Consider the following 21770-nt stretch of genomic DNA (forward strand, 5'->3'; position numbering starts at 1 on the left):
TTGGGAATGATATTTACATTCTCAGGAGCAGGTTATGTCTCAAAACTTACCTTTTATGCAAGGTACTTGCTACAAGCAACGATTCGTTATTTCAGCCTGCGGTTTCACCTTCGAGGGGTATAGCCTGCTTCTGAAGTCTCGTGGCGTAAACGCCACGCGGCTCCATTTTGAAGAGGATGAAGTTTGCTCAGGTGATGTGCAAAAAATGATGCAAAATCAACAGCCTGAAGTTTCTGTTTTTCCTGGTCGCGACGTCGCTGCCTTTCTTGAAAGCCTGAAACGGTTGGTCTCGGTTCTGAATGCACTGCCGGTTATTTGTAGCGTGACCCTGTATGGTGCAATACCAGAGAGATGGCTTTATGCCACGCTGAAAAGTCTCGTTAATAATACCAAATCGTTGTCGAGGATCAGGGTGGCGAATATTTCAGAGGTAATGAATTGTGTAGAGAGTATTTCTGATGTGCATGCCGATTCGTCACGTTTATTGCGTGAAGGACCTGAGAAGGAAGGTAAGGAAAGCCTGCATGGTTTAACAAAACGTGAGTTAACCGTATTGCTGAATTTTTATCGGGGTATTTCGATAAAAGAGCAGTCAGCGAGGTTAGGTTTGTCAGATAAAACCATCTATACTCATCGTAAAGTGGGGTTGGGTAAATTATATCTTATCAGAGTGTGGTTTAGCGATGCACGTGTCTTAAGGGATGAGGTCTGTGCAGTAAAGAACAAAACGCAGGGGTTTTCGGAAGCAGAAATAAATATATTGCAGGCGTTACATAAGCGGGAAATCTTTGCGGCTTATCAAATTATTACCGATGGCGATAAAAAAGGAGTGGGCTTTGAAATTCTGCTGCGCTGGCATAAAAACGGTCAGGTCCTGAAACCAGGCCAATTTCTGGATGGGATAAAAAATGGCGAAATTTGGCTCAAGCTGACGGCGTTAGTCATTCACGCGGCCGTATCAGGTATCAACAGATACAATGGAAAATATTATTTTTCGGTTAATATTCCTCCTCAACTGGCTGCCGGGAACGCGCTGCCGGGAATGGCGAAAAAAGCCGTTGAAATGTTACTGAAACCGCAGTGGGCCGGGAAACTTGTCTTCGAATTAGCTGAAACCATTGATGTAACAAAGGATCCAAATATTCCTGTCACTCTCCAGCGTTTACGCGCCGAGGGATGCCGGCTGTTTCTGGATGATTGCTTTTCCAGAAATTACGCTATGTTACCCATCCGACAGATTAATGTTGATGGACTGAAGCTTGACCGTGATATAGTTGAGCACTTTGTTGCTAACGACAATGACAATAGCATTATTAAAGCGATACAGATATACAGCGACATGACGGGAAGGGAATGCGTTGCGGAAGGCGTCGATAGCGAAGAAAAATTTGAAAAACTTGTCGCATTAGGGGTTAAGCGCTTCCAGGGATATTATCTTTCCCGGGCGGTTAAAGAAGATGAGCTGGATCGAATGGTACGGCTATTTAGTTAATGGCTTCACTATACTGGTGGTACGACAGACTTAACTCTTCGACCACCAGCAAAAACAGTCACTCACCAGGGCAATAATCTGTTATCAGATATCATCGCGCGTAAAACCGACAACAATTTCAAGCGTGTTTCGAATGACATCGCAGGCTTCGGGCTCCTCGGTAATTTCGAGGGCGTGAATCAGTTGCAGGATAATCTCTTTATTTGAGAGATTGTCACCGGTCAGCATAATACAGCGTATTGCCGAGCCCAACACTTCAACCTCACCACTGAGATGCTTTCCAGCATTAAGAAAATGTTCCGCCAGTTCTTTATCGTGCAGGGCTTCAAAATTATACGTCTGCTGCATAATCGATTTACTCATGGTGGTCACCGTTTCGGTTAAAATTAGTGTTTCTTGTCTGGGGTCAGAAGCGTGTTGTGAGTAAAGAGAGAGCGCATGCGCCCAATTTCATAATCGCCCATCACTCTTCCCCGGTCGTGCGAGACGCCGGTTACACGCTGGCGCACTTCATCTTCAGCGGCAATCAATGCATTTTTACGTTCATCATTTGATTCAACGTTAGCCATCGCCCGCAGGCGATTAGCAAGAGACACAAAGGTAATAGGTCCGTTCTCTTTCAGTATGGATAATACGGCCTCACCGATAAGGTCATCCTTAAGTCGTTCAAATTTAGTTCTATGCATAGCTTCAATCTCACTCTGCTACACGCAGCAGGCTGTAGCATGGGGTTAGTCATCGCATTCAGGAGCTCTATTCTCACTCAGCATGACTAACTTAGTAAGTTAAAAAAACAGTGTTCAGGTTAACGCTCGAAGAAGAGGGCTATCAGACCGTTATAGTGCGCTTTCTCAACGTCAGACGTTGACTCTTCAATTCTGCGCAACAGCTTTGTACAGATTGTCATTCTGCTCAGTTGTACATTTTCTTTGATGATCTCACTGACGATGGCACCAAGGGTTTCCTGCTGTGTAGGGACGTTATCCTTGTTAAAATACAAGGTGATAGCGCTTTCTGCTGTAGAGGGAGCATGGTTGCGACGCATAATTTTCCACCGTTAACAAACAATTTTGTAACATCAGTGGCATTGAATTTATACTATTCGATCAAATCTGTACATTAAAATTGTACAACTTTTCACATGGATCGTGTTTTTGTCAGGAAAACTATCAACAATAGGGGGGGAAAGAGCAGGAAAGAGGGGAAAAGGAAAGGCCCCGAAGGGCCTGAAATTATTTACGTCCCAGCAGAAGTCCCAGAACGATACCTACCGCACCCGCAGCGATTAAGCCCGTTAAGGGATTGTTTCTGACGGCTTCAGTGACATCCGAGACGGCATCACTGGCCTGGGCAGCATATTTTTTCGCTGCACCTTTCACCTGGTGTTTAGGGGAATCAACGAATTCACCAAACTGCTGCTGCGCAGAGCCGGATAATTCATCAAGTTTGTTTTTGGCTTTATCGCCAGCGTACTGTGCATTTTTATCAGTGTCGAAATCAGACATTCCAGCCTCCTTTTGTTGGTAGTCTAAGAATAGACGCTGATTGCAGCAGTGAGCGAGAATTCGCTGAATTCGACGGCAGATTGCCCCTTTTTAGGACATGTCTTTCTTACATGACCACCATAACGTCCAAAAAATGTCGTTGATAAATATTTCCCTCGCCATCTTTCTCTACGCAGCGCGAAGAGACTGTTTCTGCCGTGCGTGAGTGTGAAAGGTAACGTAATAGCCAAGGGATGCGGCCAGGCACAGCATATAGCCGAATGATTCCGAACCTTCCTCCACGGCGTTTTTCACGACACGCATATAGCCATGCTCCAGGATGTCGTGCCACAGCACCTGCATTCCAAAGAGGCGGGAGAAGACCAGTACAGCCAGCAGGCCGCTCAACAGAATGCCGTACCAGGGGGATTGGGTATATTTTGCCAGCTGTTCCAGGGTAGCGCGAAAATGCATAACGGGGCGAATTAACGCCAGCAGAGCGGTAATCAGCGCGAACCACACCCAACTCCCATGAGAAATGAGATCAAAAAGCGCGTCCAGTTCACGAATTAGCATTGTCAGGAAAAATCCGCCCACCAGAATATTACAGTAACGCATGGATTCGTCCATTTTCGCCAGACGAAAATGGAGAAAGACAATAGTCGCTAATACCGTTTCCTGCATAATTTCGGTCAGTGATAATTCCGGAATATCATGGCCGACAAACCGCATATCAACCCAAAGACACAGTACAATAAGTGCGCAAGCGGCTGCTGCGCCAACGAAGAATAAAAAGCTCTTTAGTACAATCATTAACACCACCATTTTGTTTGTAGCGAGTATGTTAGGTGACGAGAATGTTATTTCTGTTCACATTGTGCCATATAAGTGCGGATTTTTAACATTTTGAGCTAAATAGGGTTGATCACGACGAGACGAAAGTGTAAATATCGTCAGCCTCGTCTGTGCTGTTTAGGCGGGCGCTGTCATTACGGAGGGTGCCTTCAGGCAACGGGATGTTAGGGTATTGAGGGACCAGCGAGAGGTGGAAAACACAGCTGCGGAACTATCTTGTCGATATTTTCTTAAGAACGAACTCTGATAGAGAAAGCGTTCAGTTCCACAAAAAATGCTGTTTCTCCACCCTGGCAATTATTTTTCTTCTGTGTACTCACCTTTTGATTTCAGTTTATCTCTAACAAGGTTGGCGCAACTGGTTGCATTCTGTAAACTCTGATCGTTTACAATAGAGGACCGAGATTTTAAAACTTCGTTGTAAGCATCTTTAACTTTCGGACTGACTGTTGCAGCATAACTATCTGGCGGGAAGTCACCCAAAGGTTCTTTGTCACCGCTTAAGGCCTTAGCGCAAGCATTATTAATTTGGTCATCAATGCTTAATTGATTTGCGTTAGCAGATAACGAAAAAGCTACAACCAAAGAGGCGAGAACAATTCTTTTCATACTTAGTCATTCCTTAATGATGAAGCGTTGTGATCCGAATTCAATTTGTAAAACCCAATTGTGATAGTAATATTTATCAAAGTGTATAGAAATTCTATTAGATAAACCGGATCCGAACCAGTTTCAGCAATGTTTTCTGTCCGAACATGCTGTATCCGACTTATTTTGTTTACTACAGGCTAAATGTTATCAAAGATAAATATATCCAACATGTATTAGTCTATTCTTTTTCGTATTCTTATGACACCTACATTCTTTAGTGGGGGGTAGTGTGCTTGCACAAGTCTTTAAAAGTAGGATTTTTAAGGGAGAATGACGTTGTATGACTTCATCTGTACCACACTTGCATTACACTTAATAACAAGAACAACCAACACGTTAATTTTAAAGGGACAGTGCATGTCTGCCATGGATTTATCCAATCTACTTTTCGCTCATGACGCACCTGATTGCCCACTTCTGGTATATCAACGAGTCACCAATATTAACTCCAGACGCTGATTTTTCACATTACCTACGGCTCTACTTAAAACCCACACTAAACTTCATGTTTACATAAAATCGTATTAACAGATACAATACCCCCCTATAGTATCAGGAGGGCGTATGCCGCATTCACCCGAAGATAAAAAACGTATTCTGACCCGCGTCCGCCGCATTCGGGGCCAGGTTGATGCCCTTGAACGCGCCCTGGAATCGGGCGATCCCTGTCTCGCCATTTTGCAGCAAATTGCCGCCGTGCGCGGCGCTGCCAATGGTCTGATGGGGGAAATGGTCGAAATTCACCTCAAAGATGAGCTGGTGACGGGGGAGACCACCCCGGATCAGCGGGCAGTGCGGATGGCGGAAGTCGGCCATTTACTGCGCTCTTATCTAAAATAAACCCACACACCTCACAACAAGGGAAAGACATCATGAAATCTCGCGCAGCTGTCGCGTTCGGCCCAGGCCAGCCGCTGAAAATCGTTGAAATTGATGTTGCTCCGCCGAAGAAAGGCGAAGTGCTGATCAAAATTACCCACACCGGCGTTTGCCATACCGATGCGTTTACCCTGTCTGGTGACGATCCGGAAGGCGTATTCCCGGCGGTGCTCGGCCACGAAGGGGGCGGTGTGGTGGTGGAAGTGGGTGAAGGCGTCACCAGCCTGAAGCCCGGCGACCATGTGATCCCGCTCTACACCGCAGAGTGCGGCGAGTGTAAGTTCTGCAAATCCGGCAAAACTAACCTCTGCCAGGCCGTGCGCGCCACGCAGGGCAAAGGACTTATGCCGGACGGCACCACCCGTTTCTCCTATAACGGCGAGCCCATTTATCACTACATGGGTACCAGCACCTTCAGCGAATACACGGTGTGCGCCGAGATCTCACTGGCGAAAGTGAATCCGCAGGCCCCGCTGGATAAAGTCTGTCTGCTCGGCTGCGGTGTCACCACCGGTATCGGCGCGGTGCATAACACGGCGAAAGTGAAAGAGGGGGACACCGTGGCGGTGTTCGGCCTGGGCGGGATCGGTCTGGCGGTTATCCAGGGCGCGGTACAGGCGAAAGCTGGGCGTATCATTGCTGTGGATACCAACCCGGAGAAATTTAAGCTCGCAGGTGAGATGGGGGCGACCGACTTTATCAACCCGAAAGACTACGACAAACCGGTTCAGGACGTGATCGTTGAGCTGACCGACGGCGGCGTGGACTTTAGCTTCGAATGTATCGGCAACGTCAACGTAATGCGCTCAGCGCTGGAGTGCTGCCACAAAGGCTGGGGCGAGAGCATCATTATCGGTGTGGCCGGCGCGGGTCAGGAGATCAAAACCCGTCCCTTCCAGCTGGTGACAGGGCGCGTATGGCGCGGGTCAGCATTTGGCGGCGTGAAAGGCCGTACTCAGCTGCCGGGCATGGTTGAAGATGCGATGGTCGGTAAAATTCAGCTTGATCCGTTCATTACGCACCGCCTGCCGCTGGAGCAGATCAACGAAGCCTTCGATCTGATGCACGAAGGAAAATCCATTCGCACTGTTATCCATTTCGGCGACAACTGATTATTCTGCCAGCGGTTTTTTCCGCTGGCATTTCTTCCCTGATCTTCTCTAAAGTGTGACCTGTCCGGCGCTTTTAGACGTAATTTAATTCCCTGGCGTGCCGATGACTCTTTTACAGGCGTGTTATTACGCATCTTACCTATAAGAGAGTCGACGGTCATGGACAACACAACATCGATGCAGGCGCAGCCTAAGCTGAGTTTCTTGCATCACATCCGGCTGGTTCCGCTGTTTTCCTCCATTCTCGGTGGCATTATTCTCCTGTTTGCATTGAGCTCGGGTCTGGCAGGCTATTTCCTGCTCCAGGCCGATAACGATCAGCAGGATGTCACGGCAGAAATCCAGGTGCGCACCGGTCTGTCAAACAGTTCCAACCATTTACGTACCGCCCGTATCAACATGATCCACGCGGGGGCGGCGAGCCGTATCGCGGAGATGGAAGCGATGAAACAAAACATCGCTGAGGCTGAGACCCGCATCAGGCAGTCGCAGGATGGATTTGCCGCCTATATGAAGCGCACCGTTCGCACCCCGGCTGATGAAGCGCTGGATGGCGATCTGAAAGCCCGCTATGACGCCTACATCGCCGGTATGCAGCCGATGCTGAAATATGCCAAAAATGGCATGTTTGAAGCCATTATTAACCACGAAAATGAGACCGCGCGTCCGCTGGACGATGCCTATAACGCGGTGCTGCTGAAGGCGATAAAAATCCGCACCGAACGCGCCAACGCGCTGACGGCACAGGCTCACACCCGCACCCGGCTGGGGCTGATGTTTATGTTCGGCGCGTTTGGCCTGGCGCTGGCGCTGGCGGTGATCACCTTTGTGGTGCTGCGCCGTACGGTGATAAACCCGCTCCAGCGAGCCGCTACGCGTATCGAAAATATCGCAAAAGGCGATTTGACCATGCCGGACGAACCGACCGGACGCAGCGAAATTGGCCGCCTGACGCGCGATCTGCAAACGATGCAGCACGCGCTGGTGACAACCGTGGGCACCGTGCGGCAAGGGGCGGAGGAGATCTATCGTGGAACCAGCGAGATCTCCGCGGGTAACACCGATCTCTCTTCCCGTACCGAGCAGCAGGCGGCGGCGATTGAACAGACGGCGGCCAGCATGGAGCAGCTCACCGCGACGGTGAAACAGAACGCCGATAACGCGCATCATGCGAGTAAACTGGCAGAAGATGCCTCCGGTAAGGCCAGCCGCGGGGGGCAGATGGTCTCCGGCGTGGTGAAAACCATGGGTAATATTTCCACCAGCTCGAAGAAGATCTCTGAAATTACCGCCGTGATTAACAGTATCGCGTTCCAGACCAATATTCTGGCGCTCAACGCGGCGGTCGAGGCGGCGCGTGCGGGTGAACAGGGACGCGGCTTTGCGGTCGTGGCGAGTGAAGTCCGCACCCTGGCAAGCCGCAGCGCGAATGCGGCGAAAGAGATTGAAAGCCTGATTAATGAATCTGTGTCGCTTATCGATCAGGGTTCCGGGGAAGTGGTTGCGGCGGGCAATACCATGAATGAGATCGTCGAGGCGGTTAAACGCGTCACCGATATTATGCTGGAGATTGCAGCGGCGTCCGATGAGCAGAGCCGCGGCATTGTTCAGGTGAGCCAGGCGATTTCCGAGATGGACAAGGTGACGCAGCAGAATGCCTCGCTGGTGGAAGAAGCTTCTGCGGCGGCGGCCTCGCTGGAAGAGCAGGGCGCACGTCTGACGGAGGCTGTTGGCGCGTTTCGTCTCATCGGGGCAGGGGCTGGACGGACTACAGCCCCTGCAACCGCAGCGAAATCCGCGCCTTTAACCCCGGCGGCGGCCGTCTCAGGTGATAACTGGGAAACGTTCTGAGTAAGACAGACCCGCCTTCGCGGCGGGTTCTGCATTTAGGGTCAGAGAGGCATTGATTTACGAATGGCGCTTAACAGCGTTTGCGCGCCTTCAGAGAGCGGGGCATCTACCCGCGTCAGGATCCCAATCGGTTCTCCCGCGCCGGGCGATGTTACCGGCAGCGCCGTAAGCACGCCGCGTCGCAGATCGTCCTTCACCGCGCCGGACGGCACAAACCACACGTAGTCGTAATCCACCGTAAGCTGGCGCGACAGCGACGCCGAAAGCGTTTCAATACACCCGGAAGGCAGCGTGCAGCCCTGCATTTGCAGCAACGCCTCCGCATTCTGACGCGGAACGGTTCCTTTTGGTGAGACTACCACCGGCCACTCCATCACGCGGCTCAGGGTCACGGTGTCCTGCAACAGGGGATGATTCGGACGCACGACCAGCTTCAGCGATTCCAGGAACAGCAGCTCGTAATTCAGGCCGCTCATCAGTTCCGGATCGGACATCCGCCCAATGCCCAGATCCAGCTCGCCTGACTTCAGGCCCGCCAGCAGCATGGTATTATTCATGGTCGCGACCTGAAGCGTGGCGTGCTTTTGCTGACGGTGGAACTGGCCGATCGCCGCAGGCAGTATACCCAGCGCCGCCGTTGGCAGCGCGCCCACGCGCACGATGTCGCTGGCCGACTCCTCTTTGCGGTTGAGCGCCTGACCGGCGGTATTGAGGGCATCGAGAACTTTAACGGCATGCGTCAGGAACTGTTCACCCACGAGAGTAAGCTGAGCGCCCAGACGGCCGCGATCGAACAGGCGGGTTCCGGTAAGCTGTTCCAGTTCGTTCAGCGTTTTGGATAGTGCAGGCTGACTGAGGTTAAGGGTTTCAGCCGCTCGCCCCAGCGTTCCCTGTTGAGCGACGGCCACAAAAGTATGCAAATGGCGCAAGCGTATGCGCTGACTGAACAGACCATTTTTTTCCATAGGCGATGTTAAAAACAGAGCGACGCGGGTGACAAGTTAAGATGTTTGAATTTGATAACCTGATAGCAAAATATTTTTAACATTTGATCTATTTGAGTTACAACCGTTTTTCGAAAATGCCCACGCTTTGACCACTGGTCTGCCTGGATCACAATTCGTAAATTCTTCCCAACGAAAGGAACGGGCTTCTCTACACTCCAGGTAGTATTCACTGGAGGCATGACATCATGGCGAACACCATCACGGCTGATGATATTCGGGAACACTTTTCGCAGGCTATGTCGGCGATGTACCAGCAGGAAGTTCCGCAGTACGGCACCTTGCTGGAACTGGTGGCGGACGTTAACCTGGTGGTTCTGGAAAATAACCCACTTTTACATGAACAACTGGCAAACGCAGACGAACTGGCGCGCCTGAATGTTGAACGTCACGGTGCGATCCGCGTTGGCACCGCGCAGGAGCTTTCCACCCTGCGCCGGATCTTCGCCATTATGGGCATGTATCCGGTCAGCTATTACGATCTCTCCCAGGCGGGCGTGCCCGTCCACTCGACGGCGTTTCGTCCGACAGACGATGCAGCGCTCTGCCGTAATCCGTTTCGCATTTTTACCTCGTTGCTGCGCCTGGAGCTGATTGAAAACGTTGCGCTGCGCGAAAGGGCGGCGGAGATCCTCTCCCGGCGCAACATCTTTACGCCGCGCTGCCTGGAACTGATCGACCTGCATGATGCGCAGGGACACTTTACTGAGGCACAGGCGCGCGAATTTGTGCAGGAAGCCCTGGAAACCTTCCGCTGGCATCGCCATGCGACGGTCGATCAGGAAACCTATCTGGCGCTGAGCAACGAACATCGCCTGATTGCCGACGTGGTCTGTTTCCCGGGGTGTCATATAAACCATCTCACGCCGCGCACGCTGGATATCGACCGGGTGCAGGAGCTAATGCCGAAGTACGGCATTGAGCCGAAAATTCTGATTGAAGGCCCGCCGCGCCGCGAGGTGCCGATCCTCCTGCGCCAGACCAGCTTTAAGGCGCTGGAGGAGCCGGTGCTTTTCGCGGGAGAACACAAGGGCACCCATACCGCGCGTTTCGGTGAGATTGAGCAGCGCGGCGTGGCCCTTACGCCGAAAGGGCGCGAGCTGTACGACAGTCTGTTAAATCAGGCCGGGACCGGCAAAGACAACCTGACCCACCAGCTTCACCTGCGCGAGATCTTCAGCGCCTTCCCGGACAGCGAAATGTTCCTGCGCCGTCAGCGGCTGGCTTATTTCCGCTACCGTCTGACCCCGACAGGTGAGGCGCATCGCCACGCATTTCGTCCCGGCGACGATCCGCAGCCGCTGATCGAACGGGGCTGGGTTGTGGCACAGCCCATCACCTACGAGGATTTTCTGCCCGTCAGTGCGGCGGGGATCTTCCAGTCGAATCTTGGCAATGAAACGCAGGCGCGCAGCCACGGCAATGCCAGCCGCAATGCCTTCGAAGCCGCGCTCGGCTGTGCGGTGTACGACGAGTTTTCGCTTTACGAGGAGGCGGAAGCGCGCAGCAAACAGCGTTGCGGTTTGCTCTGAAACCGTTACTCTGCAAGGGTGTGATGGAAAAAGAAGGTTGGTATGGAAAATCCCTCCGCCCCTGTGGTTGAAACGCGCCAGGGCGCACTGATTGGTTTTACTGAAGGCGATACTCACGTGTGGTGCGGCATTCCCTATGCGGCACCGCCCGTAGGCCAGTGGCGGTGGCGCTCCCCGCGTCCTCCCGCGCGCTGGGATGGCGTACGTCCGGCGACGGCGTTCTCCGCCTCCAGCTGGCAGAGCAGCGAAAGCTGTCAGGAGCTGGGTGGCGGCGATCCCGGCCAGTTCTCTGAAGACTGCCTGTACCTTAACGTCTGGTCGCCAGTCGCACGCGCCGATCCGCTTCCGGTGATGGTCTGGCTGCACGGCGGAGGATTTACCCTCGGCGCTGGCGGGCTGCCTCCGTATAACGGCAGGGCGCTGGCGAAGCGCGGCACGGTGGTGGTGACGATCAATTACCGTCTCGGACACCTCGGCTTTTTTGCCCATCCGGCGCTGGAGGGGGAAGAAGAGCGCGTGGTGCATAACTTTGCGCTGCTCGATCAGATCCAGGCCCTGGAATGGGTGCGCGATAACATCGCCGCGTTCGGCGGCGATCCTGAGAACATCACCGTATTTGGCGAGTCGGCCGGCGCGCGCAGCGTGCTGTCGCTGATGGCCTCCCCGCTTGCGCGAGGACTGTTCCATAAAGCCATTGTGCAAAGCGGGTACACGCTGCCGGACACGCCACGCGAGCAGGCCATGCATAAAGGCGAAGCGATTGCCGCCCATTTCGGCCTGCAAAATGCCACCGCGGAACAGCTTCGCGCGATCCCGCCTGAGGCGTTCTGGCCGCTGACCTCGCCGCTGAATATCGCCCCTGCGCCCATCGTGGGGGATTGCGTTTTGCCTGAGGCCATGCTCGACGTTTTCTTCGCGGCCCGCCAGCATCCTGTACCGGTGATGATTGGGTCAAACAGCGACGAAGCCAGCGTGATGTCGGTGTTCGGGGTCGATCTGGCCGGGCAGATCCAGAAGCTTCGCCGCGAGCGGCGCTTTGGCCTGGGGCTGATTAAGCTGCTTTATCCTGGCGTGAAGGGCGATGAGGAACTTGGCAGGCAGGTATGCCGCGACATGGCCTTCACCACTATGGGATACGTGGTGATGCAGGCGCAGCAGCGGGCGGGCGGCCTGTGCTGGCGATACTGGTTTGATTATGTGGCCGAAGCGGAGCACGCGACGTACATCAACGGCGCCTGGCACGGCAACGAAGTGCCCTACGTGTTCGATACCCTTGGACAGGTGGAACCCTCGCGGCAGTATGTAAATGAACGCGATCTGGCCTTCGCCGCTCAGGTGGCGGACTACTGGGTGAGCTTCGCCCGGGATGCGGGGGCACGCGATAGTCTGGCAGGGCCCACGCGCTGGCCCGCCTGCCGGAAAGGGCGGGACGTGCTGTTACGTATCGGTGTGAATAAACATGCAGGTTTTCGGCTTGAAAACCGCTTCATGCGTGCCCGTATGAGCCTCTTCAAACGGGTGATGAAACACCACGTCAGCCTCGACTGAGCAGACAGGCGCGAAACGCATCCAGCCCGTTTTCCGGGCCGGGTGCGTCGCGTAATACCAGCCGGTAGCTCGCCCCCGTCTTTATGCTTGTGTCAAAAGGCCGCATCAGCCGTCCGGCGCGCACGTCCTCCTCCACCAGCGTTTCATCCGCGATGGCGATGCCCAGCCCCTGAATGGCGGCGGTAATGGCCAGATCCATGGTTTCGAAGTGTTGATTTTTGAGCATAGCTGGCGGCGGACCCGGCTGTTTCGCCAGCCACAGCGTCCAGTCCGTTTTGTCCCGCGTGGGGTGAAGGAAGGTGAGAGTTTCCAGCGCAGAACCGGCCCGTACCGGGCTCATCACCGGGGTTAAGGCCTCTTCGAACAGCAGATCGCCGGCGCTCATGTGTGTCCCAAACACAATCGCCGCGTCACAGGATTCGGTTTTGAAATTGACGTTATGATCGGTGGTGGTGGTCAGCGCAATCTGGAGTTCCGGCTGTTCGCGCTCCACCTGTAGCAGCCGCGGCACCAGCCAGCGCATCGCGCAGGTAGGCGCTTTCAGACGAATAACGGTCTGGTGCGTTCGCGCCTGTTCAGCAACGTTCAGCAGGTGCTCAAACGCAGATTGCAGCTCCGGCAGCAGGGCGCTTCCCTGAGAGGAGAGACGCAGGCCGCGCGCATGGCGCTCGAACAGCGGGAAGCCGAACCAGCTTTCCAGCGAAGCGATTTTGCGGCTTACCGCCCCCTGCGTCAGACAAAGCTCCCTGGCAGCATGGGTAAGATTCAGGTGACGCGCGGTCACGATGAACGTCTCTACGGCATTGAGCGGAAATGAACGACGCGACATATCTCACCTTAGCTATGCGTTTTTGTCATGGCTATTATGACAACAATTCGATTGTCCCGGCAATGAAGTTGTTGTTTGAATAGTTATGCATTCACCACGAGAAGGGACAGAGGATGACTTTGAAAACGCCGGTGCAGACACGATCCAAATTGCCCGATGTGGGAACCACCATTTTTACCGTTATCGGCCAGCTTTCAGCCCGGCATAACGCCATCAACCTTTCTCAGGGTGCGCCGAATTTTTCCTGCGACTCAAAACTTATCACCGGCGTGACCCGCGCCATGGAGGCAGGGCATAACCAGTACGCCTCCATGACCGGGCTGCAACCGCTCAGGGAGCGCATTGCGGACAAAATTGCCACGCTCTATGGCACACGCTATGACCCGGCGAGTGAGGTGCTGGTGACCGCCAGCGCCAGCGAAGGGCTTTACTCAGCCATCAGCGGGCTGGTTCATCCTGGGGATGAGGTGATCTATTTCGAGCCCTCCTTTGACAGCTATGCGCCGATTGTGCGTCTGCAAGGGGCGACGCCGATCGCCATTAAGCTGACGGTACCGGATTTTGCCGTGAACTGGGATGAAGTACGGGCGGCTATTACCCCGCGCACGCGGATGATCATCGTCAATACGCCGCACAACCCGAGCGGACAGGTGTTTTCAGCCGCCGATCTGCACCAGCTGGCAGCGCTGACGCGCCACACCGACATCATCATTTTGTCTGACGAAGTGTACGAGCACGTCGTTTTTGATGGCGAACCGCACCACGGAATGGCGACGCACCCGCAGCTGGCGGAGCGCAGCGTGATTATTTCTTCTTTCGGAAAAACCTATCACGTCACCGGCTGGCGCGTGGGTTATTGTGTGGCACCCGCGGAGCTGATGGATGAGATATGTAAAGTCCATCAATTTTTAATGTTCTCGGCCGATACGCCGATGCAGTACGCGTTTGCCGAACACATGACCGATCCGCAAACCTGGCTGTCGCTGGCGGCGTTTTATCAGCGCAAGCGCGATCTGCTGCAAAGTTTGCTCGCCGACTCACCGTTCAGGCTGCTACCAAGTGCCGGTTCGTTCTTCCTGCTGGCGGATTACAGCGGCTTTAGCGACGAGCGCGACAGCGAGATGGTGAAAAGGCTGATTGTCGAGTACGGGGTTGCCACCATTCCGCTGTCGGCGTTTTATGCCGATGGCACGGACAATAAGTTAATCCGTCTCTCTTTTGCGAAAGATGAGGCGACGTTACGGGCAGGTGCCCAGGCCCTTTGTCGGGTTACACCACGTTAAGGAATTTGAGATGAAATTACGCGCGTTAGTTGTCGGCATGGGACTGTTGTGTTCATTCTCGTCGTTTGCCGCTACCGAGTTGCGATACGGGCTGGAAGCGGAATATCCGCCGTTTGAAAGCCGCAATGCGTCAGGGGAGCTGGAAGGGTTTGACGTAGAGCTGGGAAATGCCATCTGTAAAGCCGCCGCGCTGAAGTGCAGCTGGGTTGAAACCTCGTTTGATGCGTTGATCCCCGGTCTGGTGGCGAAAAAGTTCGACGCCATAAACTCGGCGATGAACATCACCGAACAGCGTCGCAAAAGCATTGATTTCACCCAGCCCATCTATCGCATTCCCTCCCAGCTGGTGGGCAAAGCCGGTTCTGCGGTAGAGGCTACCCCCGAAGGGCTGAAGGGCAAAACCATCGGCGTTCTTCAGGGTTCAATTCAGGAAACTTACGCCAAAGAGCACTGGGAAAAGCACGGTGTCACCGTGGTGTCTTATAAAGATCAGAATATGGCCTGGGGAGATCTGCTGAATGGTCGCATCGATGCCTCGCTGGTCATGTCAGCGGCCGGGCAGGCAGGTTTCCTCAGTAAGCCGCAGGGTAAAGGGTTTGGCTTTATCGGCAAACCGGTGTCGGACGACACCATCCTCGGCAGTGGGATCGGCTTTGGGCTGCGTAAGGGGGATGAGGCCACCAAAAAGCAGCTTGATGCCGCAATTGATAAAGTACGTGCCGATGGCACGATCGCTAAACTGGCTGATAAGTACTTCCCGGGTATCGATGTCAGCGTAAAATAACCGCCTCGTTGGTCCCGGCTGTTGATGTCCAGCCGGGACTCTTTTATACATAACTTTAACCCTTTTTCAGGCCGTTCTGGTCGACAGAAAATATTTCTCGGTTTGTTCAGATAATCACCCGCCAACAATTGGATTCTTAACCGTTTTTGTTTAGGCTGTGCGTTCTTTCTTGCCGTCATTTCGCTGCGCGCGAAACTCATTCACACGACCATAAGGACGTTTTCTCAGGCATGAATCGCAGACGTTTTCTCAAAGGTTCCCTGGCAATGGCTGCCCTGAGCGGCACTTCTGGCCTTGCTTCTCTGTTTTCCCAGGCGGCATATGCTGCTGACTCCGACATTGCCGACGGTCAGAGCCGTCGCTTTGACTTCTCTGTTCTGCAATCCATGGCGCACGATCTGGCGAAAACCCCGTGGGGCGGTGCGCCGCGTCCACTGCCGGAAACGCTGGCCACCATGACGCCGCAGGCGTACAACGCCATCCGTTACGATGAGAAGCAGTCGCTGTGGAATAACATTGAAGGCCGTCAGCTGGACGCCCAGTTCTTCCATATGGGGATGGGATTCCGCCGCCGCGTGCGCATGTTCTCGCTGGATCAAACCACCTCTCAGGCGCGTGAGATCCACTTCCGGCCTGAGCTGTTCAGCTACGGCGATACGGGCGTGGATACCCGCCAGCTTGAAGGGCAGAGCGACCTCGGCTTCGCCGGATTCCGCGTCTTTAAAGCGCCGGAGCTGGCGCGACGCGATATCGTTTCGTTCCTGGGCGCAAGCTACTTCCGGGCGGTGGATGATACCTACCAGTACGGCCTCTCCGCGCGCGGTCTGGCGGTGGATACCTTTACCGATACCCCGGAAGAGTTCCCGGATTTCACCTCCTTCTGGTTTGAAACCGTGAAGCCAGGTGATACCACCTTTACCGTCTATGCGCTGCTGGACAGCCCGAGCATTACCGGTGCCTATAAGTTTGTGATCCACTGTGAGAAGAGCCAGGTGATCATGGACGTCGAAAACCATCTCTATGCGCGTAAAGACATCAAGCAGCTCGGCATCGCGCCAATGACCAGCATGTTTAGCTGCGGCAACAACGAACGCCGCATGTGCGACACCATTCATCCGCAGATCCACGATTCAGACCGCCTGGCGATGTGGCGCGGTAACGGGGAGTGGATCTGCCGGCCGCTGAACAACCCGCAAAAGCTGCAATTTAACGCCTACCTGGATAAAAACCCGAAAGGCTTTGGTTTGTTGCAGCTTGACCGTGACTTCTCTCATTACCAGGACGTCATGGGCTGGTATAACAAGCGACCAAGCCTGTGGGTCGAGCCGCGCAACAACTGGGGGAAAGGTTCCATTGCCCTGATGGAGATCCCGACAACCGGCGAGACGCTCGATAACGTGGTCTGCTTCTGGCAGCCAGAGAAACCGGTGCAGGCGGGTGATGAGCTGGACTTCAAATACCGTCTCTACTGGAGCGCGCAGCCGCCGGTGCGTTCCCCGCTGGCAAACGTCTACGCCACCCGTACCGGTATGGGCGGCTTCCCGGAGGGCTGGGCGCCGGGTGAAAATTACCCGAAAGTGTGGGCCCGTCGCTTTGCCATTGACTTCGTCGGGGGCGATCTGAAGGCCGCCGCACCGAAGGGCATTGAGCCGGTGATCACCCTGTCCAGCGGTGAAGCGAAGCAGGTGGAGATACTCTATGTCGAACCGTTCGACGGGTATCGCATTCTGTTTGACTGGTATCCAACCTCTGACTCCACCGAGCCGGTGGATATGCGCCTGTTCCTGCGCTGTCAGGGCGATGCCATCAGCGAGACCTGGCTGTATCAGTACTTCCCGCCCGCGCCGGACAAACGTAACTACGTTGACGACCGGATCATGCGCTAGTCCTAATGGGTTTGTGCCGGGTGGCGACCCGGCCTGCTCTGGACGCATTTGTAGGCCGGGTAAGCGTTAGCGCCACCCGGCAATTAAGAGGCACCATGTCTTCAGAAATCATCCCCGTTAACCAGGAAATCGAGCTTCGCGCCGTCGAAGAGCGCTATACCACCGATCTGCATAACCTCGTAATCAAAAACAAAACCTGGCTGCAAACCGCCTTTGACTGGGCGCAGCATGTCGGCAGCGAAGAGGACACGCGCCGCAACGTGCAGAGCAACCAGATGTTGCACCAGCGCGGTTACGCCAAAATGTTCCTGATTTTTATGAATGACGAGCTGATAGGCGTGCTCTCCTTCAACGCGATCGAGCCTGCGAATAAGGCCGGGTATATCGGCTACTGGCTTGACGAAGCGCATCAGGGGCAGGGTATTCTTTCTCAGGCGCTCCAGGCGTTTATGCGCTATTACGTTGAGCGCGGCGAGATCCGCCGTTTTGTGATCAAGTGTCGCGTGGATAACCAGAGCAGTAACCGGGTGGCGCAGCGCAACGGTTTCACGCTGGAAGGTTGTTTGCGGGAAGCGGAAATGCTCAACGGTCGCTACGATGACGTGAACCTGTACGCCAGAATCTTCCCGCTATAGCGCCCCCAGCAGCGGCGTCCGGGTGATCCGCGTGTCGCCGTTGATCACTTTGGCTCCCCGGACGTGAATGCTTTCACCCTCCAGCGCCTCGATAACCGCATCGTCCGTTATTTCCACCTGATGCTCAATCAGGACATCGCCGCTGATACGCGCCCGCCCCTGAATGACCACTTTGTCATCAATCAGGATCGGCCCGCCGCGTAACCACGCCTCGCCGCCTATTAATACGTGGTGTTTAATGACGCAGTTGCCTTCGACGAGGGCGTTTTCCGCGACCTGTGAACTGTACCGCACGGTCGGGATGGCATCATCCTCCAGACCGGCCAGCAGACGGGCGTTGCCGTACACTTTGGCGCAGTCGCACACCCAGACGTTATTCAGCGCGTTGCCCTCAATAATGGCGCGATCGAACACCTCGGCGCGGTGCTCAACAAAGGCCCAGGTCACCATGGCATCGCCGTAGATTTGCGCCTGATGCACAATACGCGACTGGCTGACCGTGGCTCTGTCATAGATTTGCAGGATCTGCTCACGGTCGGGTGTCAGCCCTTTGGCTGCAATCACCAGGCTGTTATGCAGCACCCGCGCGTCACCCGCGATACGGCATTCCCCGCGTACGGTGGAGTGCTGAATGGTGACGTTGTCACTTATTACCGCCCCGTGACTCACCTCTGCCGCGTCAAGCCAGCCGTTGCCGCCAACGTGTGCGCGGTGGCTTACGATGCAGGGTTGGGTGAGGCGAGCGTTACCGGATATCCTGGCCCCGGCAAACACCACGCTGTTTTCATCGTAAACCCAGCAATCCCCATCCTGGGCGAGCGCGTGTTCATCCTCAACCCAACCGCCTTTAGTCCCGCTGGTCACATCGTTAAAATCCTTCACGGCAATAATTTGTCTGAGAGGCGTTGTGCACGGCGTTGAGCCGTCCTGCCAGCGCCAGAGACGCGTTTCATTGCTAAGCCGATATTTTGTCATCGTGTTATCCCTGAAAAGCCTTTCAATAAACGTAGCAAAGTTTTGGTTTTTCGAAGTGCTGGCGTCCGCTCAGGAAACCCCTTAAAATGGCATTTAAAATACATTTTAAATTTTAAAAAAAATGCATAACCAAAACCAACGCGTTCTTAACTTGCCCGCCGGGTATTTCGGTATGGTCCTCGGGACCATAGGCATGGGGTTCGCCTGGCGTTACGCCGGCACCATCTGGCCGGTGACGCGCTGGCCGGGCGAGATCCTGGTGGCGCTGGCGGTGGCGATCTGGTTCCTTCTGAGCGTGGCGTTTCTTACCCGTGCGGTACGGTTTCCACATAGCGTGCTGGCCGAGATGCGGCATCCGGTAATGAGCAGTTTTGTCAGCCTGTTTCCTGCCACAACGCTGCTGGTGGCCATCGGCTTTGTGCCGTGGTATCGCCCGCTGGCGCTGGGGTTGTTTAGCGTGGGCGTGGTGATCCAGCTTGCGTATGCCGCCTGGCAAAGCGCCGGGCTGTGGCGCGGCAAGCATCCGGAAGAAGCCACGACGCCGGGACTGTATCTGCCGACGGTAGCGAACAATTTTATCAGCGCGATGGCCTGCGGTGCGCTAGGCTTCCACGACGCGGGGCTGGTGTTCCTTGGTGCCGGGGTCTTTTCCTGGCTGAGCCTGGAGCCGGTCATTTTGCAACGCCTGCGCAGCGCGGGCGAACTGCCCGCTGCCCTTCGTACCTCGCTCGGTATCCAGCTTGCGCCTGCCCTGGTGGCCTGTAGCGCCTGGTTTAGCGTCAACGGCGGCGAACCGGACACCTTCGCCAAAATGCTTTTCGGCTATGGCCTGTTGCAACTCCTGTTTATGCTGCGTCTGATGCCGTGGTATCTGTCGCAGCCGTTCAACGCGTCGTTCTGGAGCTTCTCGTTCGGGGTGTCGGCGCTGGCGACCACCGGTTTACATCTGGGGCAGAGCAGTCCGTCAGGGTTCTTTCATGCCCTCGCGGTTCCCCTGTTTATTTTCACCAACGTCATCATCGCGATGCTGCTGGTCCGTACTTTTATCTTGCTGATGCAGGGCAAACTTCTGGTGCGCGCTGATAAGGCACTGCTTATGCAATCTGAGGAAAAATAATGACTGTCGATGAAAACTACTTTACTGAGAAATATGGGCTGACCCGCACGCACTCAGAGGTGCTGCTCAGCGCGGACATTGTTAAGCCCGGTAAAACGCTCGATCTGGGTTGCGGAAATGGCCGCAACAGCCTCTACCTCGCGGCCAACGGCTATGAGGTGACGGCGTGGGATAAAAACCCGATGAGCATCGATAACATCGAGCGCATTAAGGCGGCGGAAGGGATCGCGAATCTGGAAACGGCGATTAAGGATCTGAACAACCTGACCTTTGACGGCGAATACGACTTTATTCTTTCCACCGTCGTGTTGATGTTCCTCGAAGCGAATACCATCCCTGGTCTTATCGCCAATATGCAGCGTTGCACCAGACCAGGCGGCTATAACCTGATCGTTGCTGCCATGGATACGGAGGATTATCCGTGCACAGTCGGCTTCCCGTTTGCCTTCAAAACCGGTGAACTGAGCAACTACTACGAAAGCTGGGAGCTGATCAAGTACAACGAAGAGGTAGGGGAACTCCACCGTACCGATGCCAACGGGAACCGTATCAAGCTGCGCTTCGCCACCATGCTCGCACGCAAGCCCGCTTAACGCGCCGCCAGCAGACAGAGTTGCAGGGCAGTGCGACAGGAGGCCTCGAACGACGACAGCGGTAAAAACTCAAACTTCGAGTGGAAGTTATGGGCGCCGGTGAAGAAGTTCGGGGTGAGCAGGCCTTTGGCTGACAGGGCCGCTCCGTCCGTGCCACCGCGCATGGGGATCGGTTTTGGGGTGATGCCGAGCGATTCCATCGCCTCGAACATCAGGTCGATCGCGCGGCGGTCTTCGCCAATCGCATTGCTGATATTGCTGTAGGTATCCTCAATGCGGTATTCCACGTTTGCCGTGGGATGCTGCGCGGCTATTTGCGCCGCCACATCGGCAATGTGCTGCTTGCGGGCGGCGAAACCATCTTTGTCAAAATCACGAATATTGGCTTTCAGTATCGCTTCGTTCTGCCCGGCCTGGATGCCGTTAAACCAGATATAACCTTCGCGCCCCTCGGTGCATTCCGGGGTTTGCCGGCGATCGAAATGGCTGATGAAATCCGTTGCCATCAGCAGCGGATTGACCAGCACCCCTTTGGCGGACATCGGGTGAGCCGTGACGCCGGTAAAGCGAATTTCAGCCGCCGCCGCGTTAAAGTTCTCGTAAACAATCTCCCCCAGCTCGCAGCAGTCGATGGTCCAGGCAAAATCGACGTCGAAGCGCTTTAAATCCAGCGCTTTCGCGCCGCACAGGCCAATCTCTTCATCGGGTACAAACGCCACCACAATATCGCCATGCTTATGTTCAGCGGTGAGGTTTTCCAGCACCGTCATGACCACGGTGACGGCCGCTTTATTATCTGCGCCTAATACGCTGGTTCCGTCGCTGAAAATAATCTCCTCATCAGGATAAGCCAGAATTTCCGGGTGCTCTTTTACGCGCAACCAAATATCTTTCTCTTTATTCAGGCAGAGATCATCCCCCGTAAACGTTAATATTTGTGGATGAATATCCGGGGATAAACCGACGTCGACGGTGTCGATATGGGTAATAAAACCAATCCGCGGCGCGCCGGGAACATTGCCTTTTTTCACGGCGGTAACGGTGGCGAACTCATCTATCACAATATCGTCTAACCCCAGCGTTTCCAGCTCCTTCGCCAGCTCCCGCGCCATGTCGTGCTGGCCCGGGGTGGAGGGCAGGGTTTTGACTTTCGGGTCGCTCTGGCTGGTGATGGCGAGATAGCGGAAAAAGCGTTGGGTTAATTGTCTGGAGAGTTCTGAGCCCATAGTGTTTCCTTCTGTATTTATTTTTCATGTGTTT

At 54.6% G+C, this 21770-nt stretch carries 22 protein-coding genes; 12 read left to right on the forward strand and 10 right to left on the reverse strand.

Going from position 1 to position 21770, the window contains the following annotated elements; translation table 11 throughout:
* Positions 1 to 34: 34 nt before the first annotated feature.
* Entirely contained in the window at positions 35 to 1492 is a 1458-nt protein-coding gene (locus tag KTH07_RS08485; RefSeq protein ID WP_023303708.1) for an EAL domain-containing protein, read from the forward strand.
* A gap of 84 nt (positions 1493 to 1576) precedes the next feature.
* Here KTH07_RS08485 and KTH07_RS08490 read toward each other — a convergent pair whose 3' ends face one another.
* From KTH07_RS08490 to KTH07_RS08515, 6 genes are all read right to left on the reverse strand, one after another.
* Positions 1577 to 1855 (reverse strand): biofilm development regulator YmgB/AriR family protein, encoded by a 279-nt coding sequence (locus KTH07_RS08490; RefSeq protein ID WP_063161899.1) that lies wholly within the window; start codon positions 1853 to 1855, stop codon positions 1577 to 1579.
* A gap of 23 nt (positions 1856 to 1878) precedes the next feature.
* Complete coding sequence (locus KTH07_RS08495; protein ID WP_017693452.1) at positions 1879 to 2178, reverse strand: hypothetical protein; 300 nt, start codon at positions 2176 to 2178, stop codon at positions 1879 to 1881.
* Positions 2179 to 2297: 119 nt separating this feature from the next.
* Positions 2298 to 2537 carry a regulatory protein YcgZ gene (gene ycgZ, locus KTH07_RS08500; RefSeq protein WP_003857265.1) on the reverse strand — a complete coding sequence of 80 codons (240 nt, stop codon included), beginning with the start codon at positions 2535 to 2537 and terminating at the stop codon, positions 2298 to 2300.
* A gap of 187 nt (positions 2538 to 2724) precedes the next feature.
* Positions 2725 to 2997: a YqjD family protein gene (locus KTH07_RS08505; protein WP_003857263.1), complete on the reverse strand. Its 273-nt coding sequence runs from the start codon at positions 2995 to 2997 to the stop codon at positions 2725 to 2727.
* A 168-nt stretch (positions 2998 to 3165) separates the two neighbouring features.
* Positions 3166 to 3789, reverse strand: coding sequence for a hypothetical protein (locus KTH07_RS08510; RefSeq protein ID WP_017384009.1), 624 nt, complete (start codon positions 3787 to 3789; stop codon positions 3166 to 3168).
* 339 nt (positions 3790 to 4128) lie between these two features.
* A complete protein-coding gene (locus KTH07_RS08515; RefSeq protein WP_023303710.1) occupies positions 4129 to 4440 on the reverse strand; it encodes a hypothetical protein in 312 nt (103 codons plus the stop codon).
* 606 nt (positions 4441 to 5046) lie between these two features.
* On the opposite strand from KTH07_RS08515, the gene KTH07_RS08520 reads away from it, so the two are divergent.
* The 3 genes from KTH07_RS08520 (at position 5047) to KTH07_RS08530 (ending at position 8324) form a co-directional block, all read left to right on the forward strand.
* Positions 5047 to 5322, forward strand: coding sequence for a metal/formaldehyde-sensitive transcriptional repressor (locus KTH07_RS08520; RefSeq protein ID WP_003857256.1), 276 nt, complete (start codon positions 5047 to 5049; stop codon positions 5320 to 5322).
* Between the two features lie 32 nt (positions 5323 to 5354).
* Entirely contained in the window at positions 5355 to 6473 is a 1119-nt protein-coding gene (locus KTH07_RS08525; RefSeq protein ID WP_017693450.1) for an S-(hydroxymethyl)glutathione dehydrogenase/class III alcohol dehydrogenase, read from the forward strand.
* A 159-nt stretch (positions 6474 to 6632) separates the two neighbouring features.
* On the forward strand, positions 6633 to 8324 hold the full coding sequence (locus KTH07_RS08530) for a methyl-accepting chemotaxis protein (RefSeq protein ID WP_023296590.1): 1692 nt from the start codon (positions 6633 to 6635) through the stop codon (positions 8322 to 8324).
* A 41-nt stretch (positions 8325 to 8365) separates the two neighbouring features.
* On the opposite strand, the gene KTH07_RS08535 is transcribed toward KTH07_RS08530, so the two are convergent.
* The gene (locus tag KTH07_RS08535; RefSeq protein ID WP_015570563.1) at positions 8366 to 9289 is read right to left on the reverse strand and encodes a LysR substrate-binding domain-containing protein; all 924 of its coding nucleotides are present in this window, start codon (positions 9287 to 9289) and stop codon (positions 8366 to 8368) included.
* A gap of 227 nt (positions 9290 to 9516) precedes the next feature.
* Here KTH07_RS08535 and KTH07_RS08540 point away from each other — a divergent pair, with 227 nt between their 5' ends.
* Entirely contained in the window at positions 9517 to 10860 is a 1344-nt protein-coding gene (locus tag KTH07_RS08540) for a VOC family protein (RefSeq protein WP_032619697.1), read from the forward strand.
* A 42-nt stretch (positions 10861 to 10902) separates the two neighbouring features.
* Positions 10903 to 12408, forward strand: coding sequence for a carboxylesterase/lipase family protein (locus KTH07_RS08545; protein WP_032634400.1), 1506 nt, complete (start codon positions 10903 to 10905; stop codon positions 12406 to 12408).
* Here KTH07_RS08545 and KTH07_RS08550 read toward each other — a convergent pair.
* Complete coding sequence (locus KTH07_RS08550) at positions 12395 to 13237, reverse strand: LysR family transcriptional regulator (RefSeq protein WP_015570561.1); 843 nt, start codon at positions 13235 to 13237, stop codon at positions 12395 to 12397. The two genes, KTH07_RS08545 and KTH07_RS08550, sit on opposite strands and share 14 nt — an antisense overlap.
* Before the next feature lie 113 nt (positions 13238 to 13350).
* Here KTH07_RS08550 and KTH07_RS08555 point away from each other — a divergent pair, with 113 nt between their 5' ends.
* The 4 genes from KTH07_RS08555 to rimL all read left to right on the forward strand — a co-directional run bounded on the left by KTH07_RS08555 (position 13351) and on the right by rimL (position 17825).
* Positions 13351 to 14520, forward strand: coding sequence for a pyridoxal phosphate-dependent aminotransferase (locus tag KTH07_RS08555; protein ID WP_032619696.1), 1170 nt, complete (start codon positions 13351 to 13353; stop codon positions 14518 to 14520).
* Between the two features lie 10 nt (positions 14521 to 14530).
* Positions 14531 to 15304, forward strand: coding sequence for an ABC transporter substrate-binding protein (locus KTH07_RS08560; protein ID WP_003857237.1), 774 nt, complete (start codon positions 14531 to 14533; stop codon positions 15302 to 15304).
* 230 nt (positions 15305 to 15534) lie between these two features.
* Positions 15535 to 17190 (forward strand): glucan biosynthesis protein D, encoded by a 1656-nt coding sequence (locus KTH07_RS08565; protein WP_032619695.1) that lies wholly within the window; start codon positions 15535 to 15537, stop codon positions 17188 to 17190.
* 95 nt (positions 17191 to 17285) lie between these two features.
* The gene (gene rimL / locus KTH07_RS08570) at positions 17286 to 17825 is read left to right on the forward strand and encodes a 50S ribosomal protein L7/L12-serine acetyltransferase (protein WP_017384000.1); all 540 of its coding nucleotides are present in this window, start codon (positions 17286 to 17288) and stop codon (positions 17823 to 17825) included.
* Here rimL and ydcK read toward each other — a convergent pair.
* Positions 17820 to 18800, reverse strand: coding sequence for a YdcK family protein (gene ydcK / locus KTH07_RS08575; protein WP_032619694.1), 981 nt, complete (start codon positions 18798 to 18800; stop codon positions 17820 to 17822). The two genes, rimL and ydcK, sit on opposite strands and share 6 nt — an antisense overlap.
* 121 nt (positions 18801 to 18921) lie before the next feature.
* Here ydcK and tehA point away from each other — a divergent pair, with 121 nt between their 5' ends.
* Together tehA and tehB are read left to right on the forward strand one after the other, a co-directional pair.
* Positions 18922 to 19917 (forward strand): dicarboxylate transporter/tellurite-resistance protein TehA, encoded by a 996-nt coding sequence (tehA, locus tag KTH07_RS08580; RefSeq protein ID WP_217310917.1) that lies wholly within the window; start codon positions 18922 to 18924, stop codon positions 19915 to 19917.
* A complete protein-coding gene (gene tehB / locus KTH07_RS08585; protein WP_032619692.1) occupies positions 19917 to 20510 on the forward strand; it encodes a tellurite resistance methyltransferase TehB in 594 nt (197 codons plus the stop codon). Before tehA ends, tehB begins: the two co-directional genes overlap by 1 nt.
* Here the strand turns inward: tehB and pepT are convergent.
* A complete protein-coding gene (pepT, locus tag KTH07_RS08590; protein ID WP_045331862.1) occupies positions 20507 to 21736 on the reverse strand; it encodes a peptidase T in 1230 nt (409 codons plus the stop codon). The genes tehB and pepT overlap by 4 nt on opposite strands.
* Positions 21737 to 21770: the final 34 nt, after the last annotated feature.

The sequence above is a fragment of the Enterobacter cloacae complex sp. ECL72 genome (genome assembly GCF_019056635.1).
GTDB classification, from domain to species: domain Bacteria; phylum Pseudomonadota; class Gammaproteobacteria; order Enterobacterales; family Enterobacteriaceae; genus Enterobacter; species Enterobacter hormaechei_C.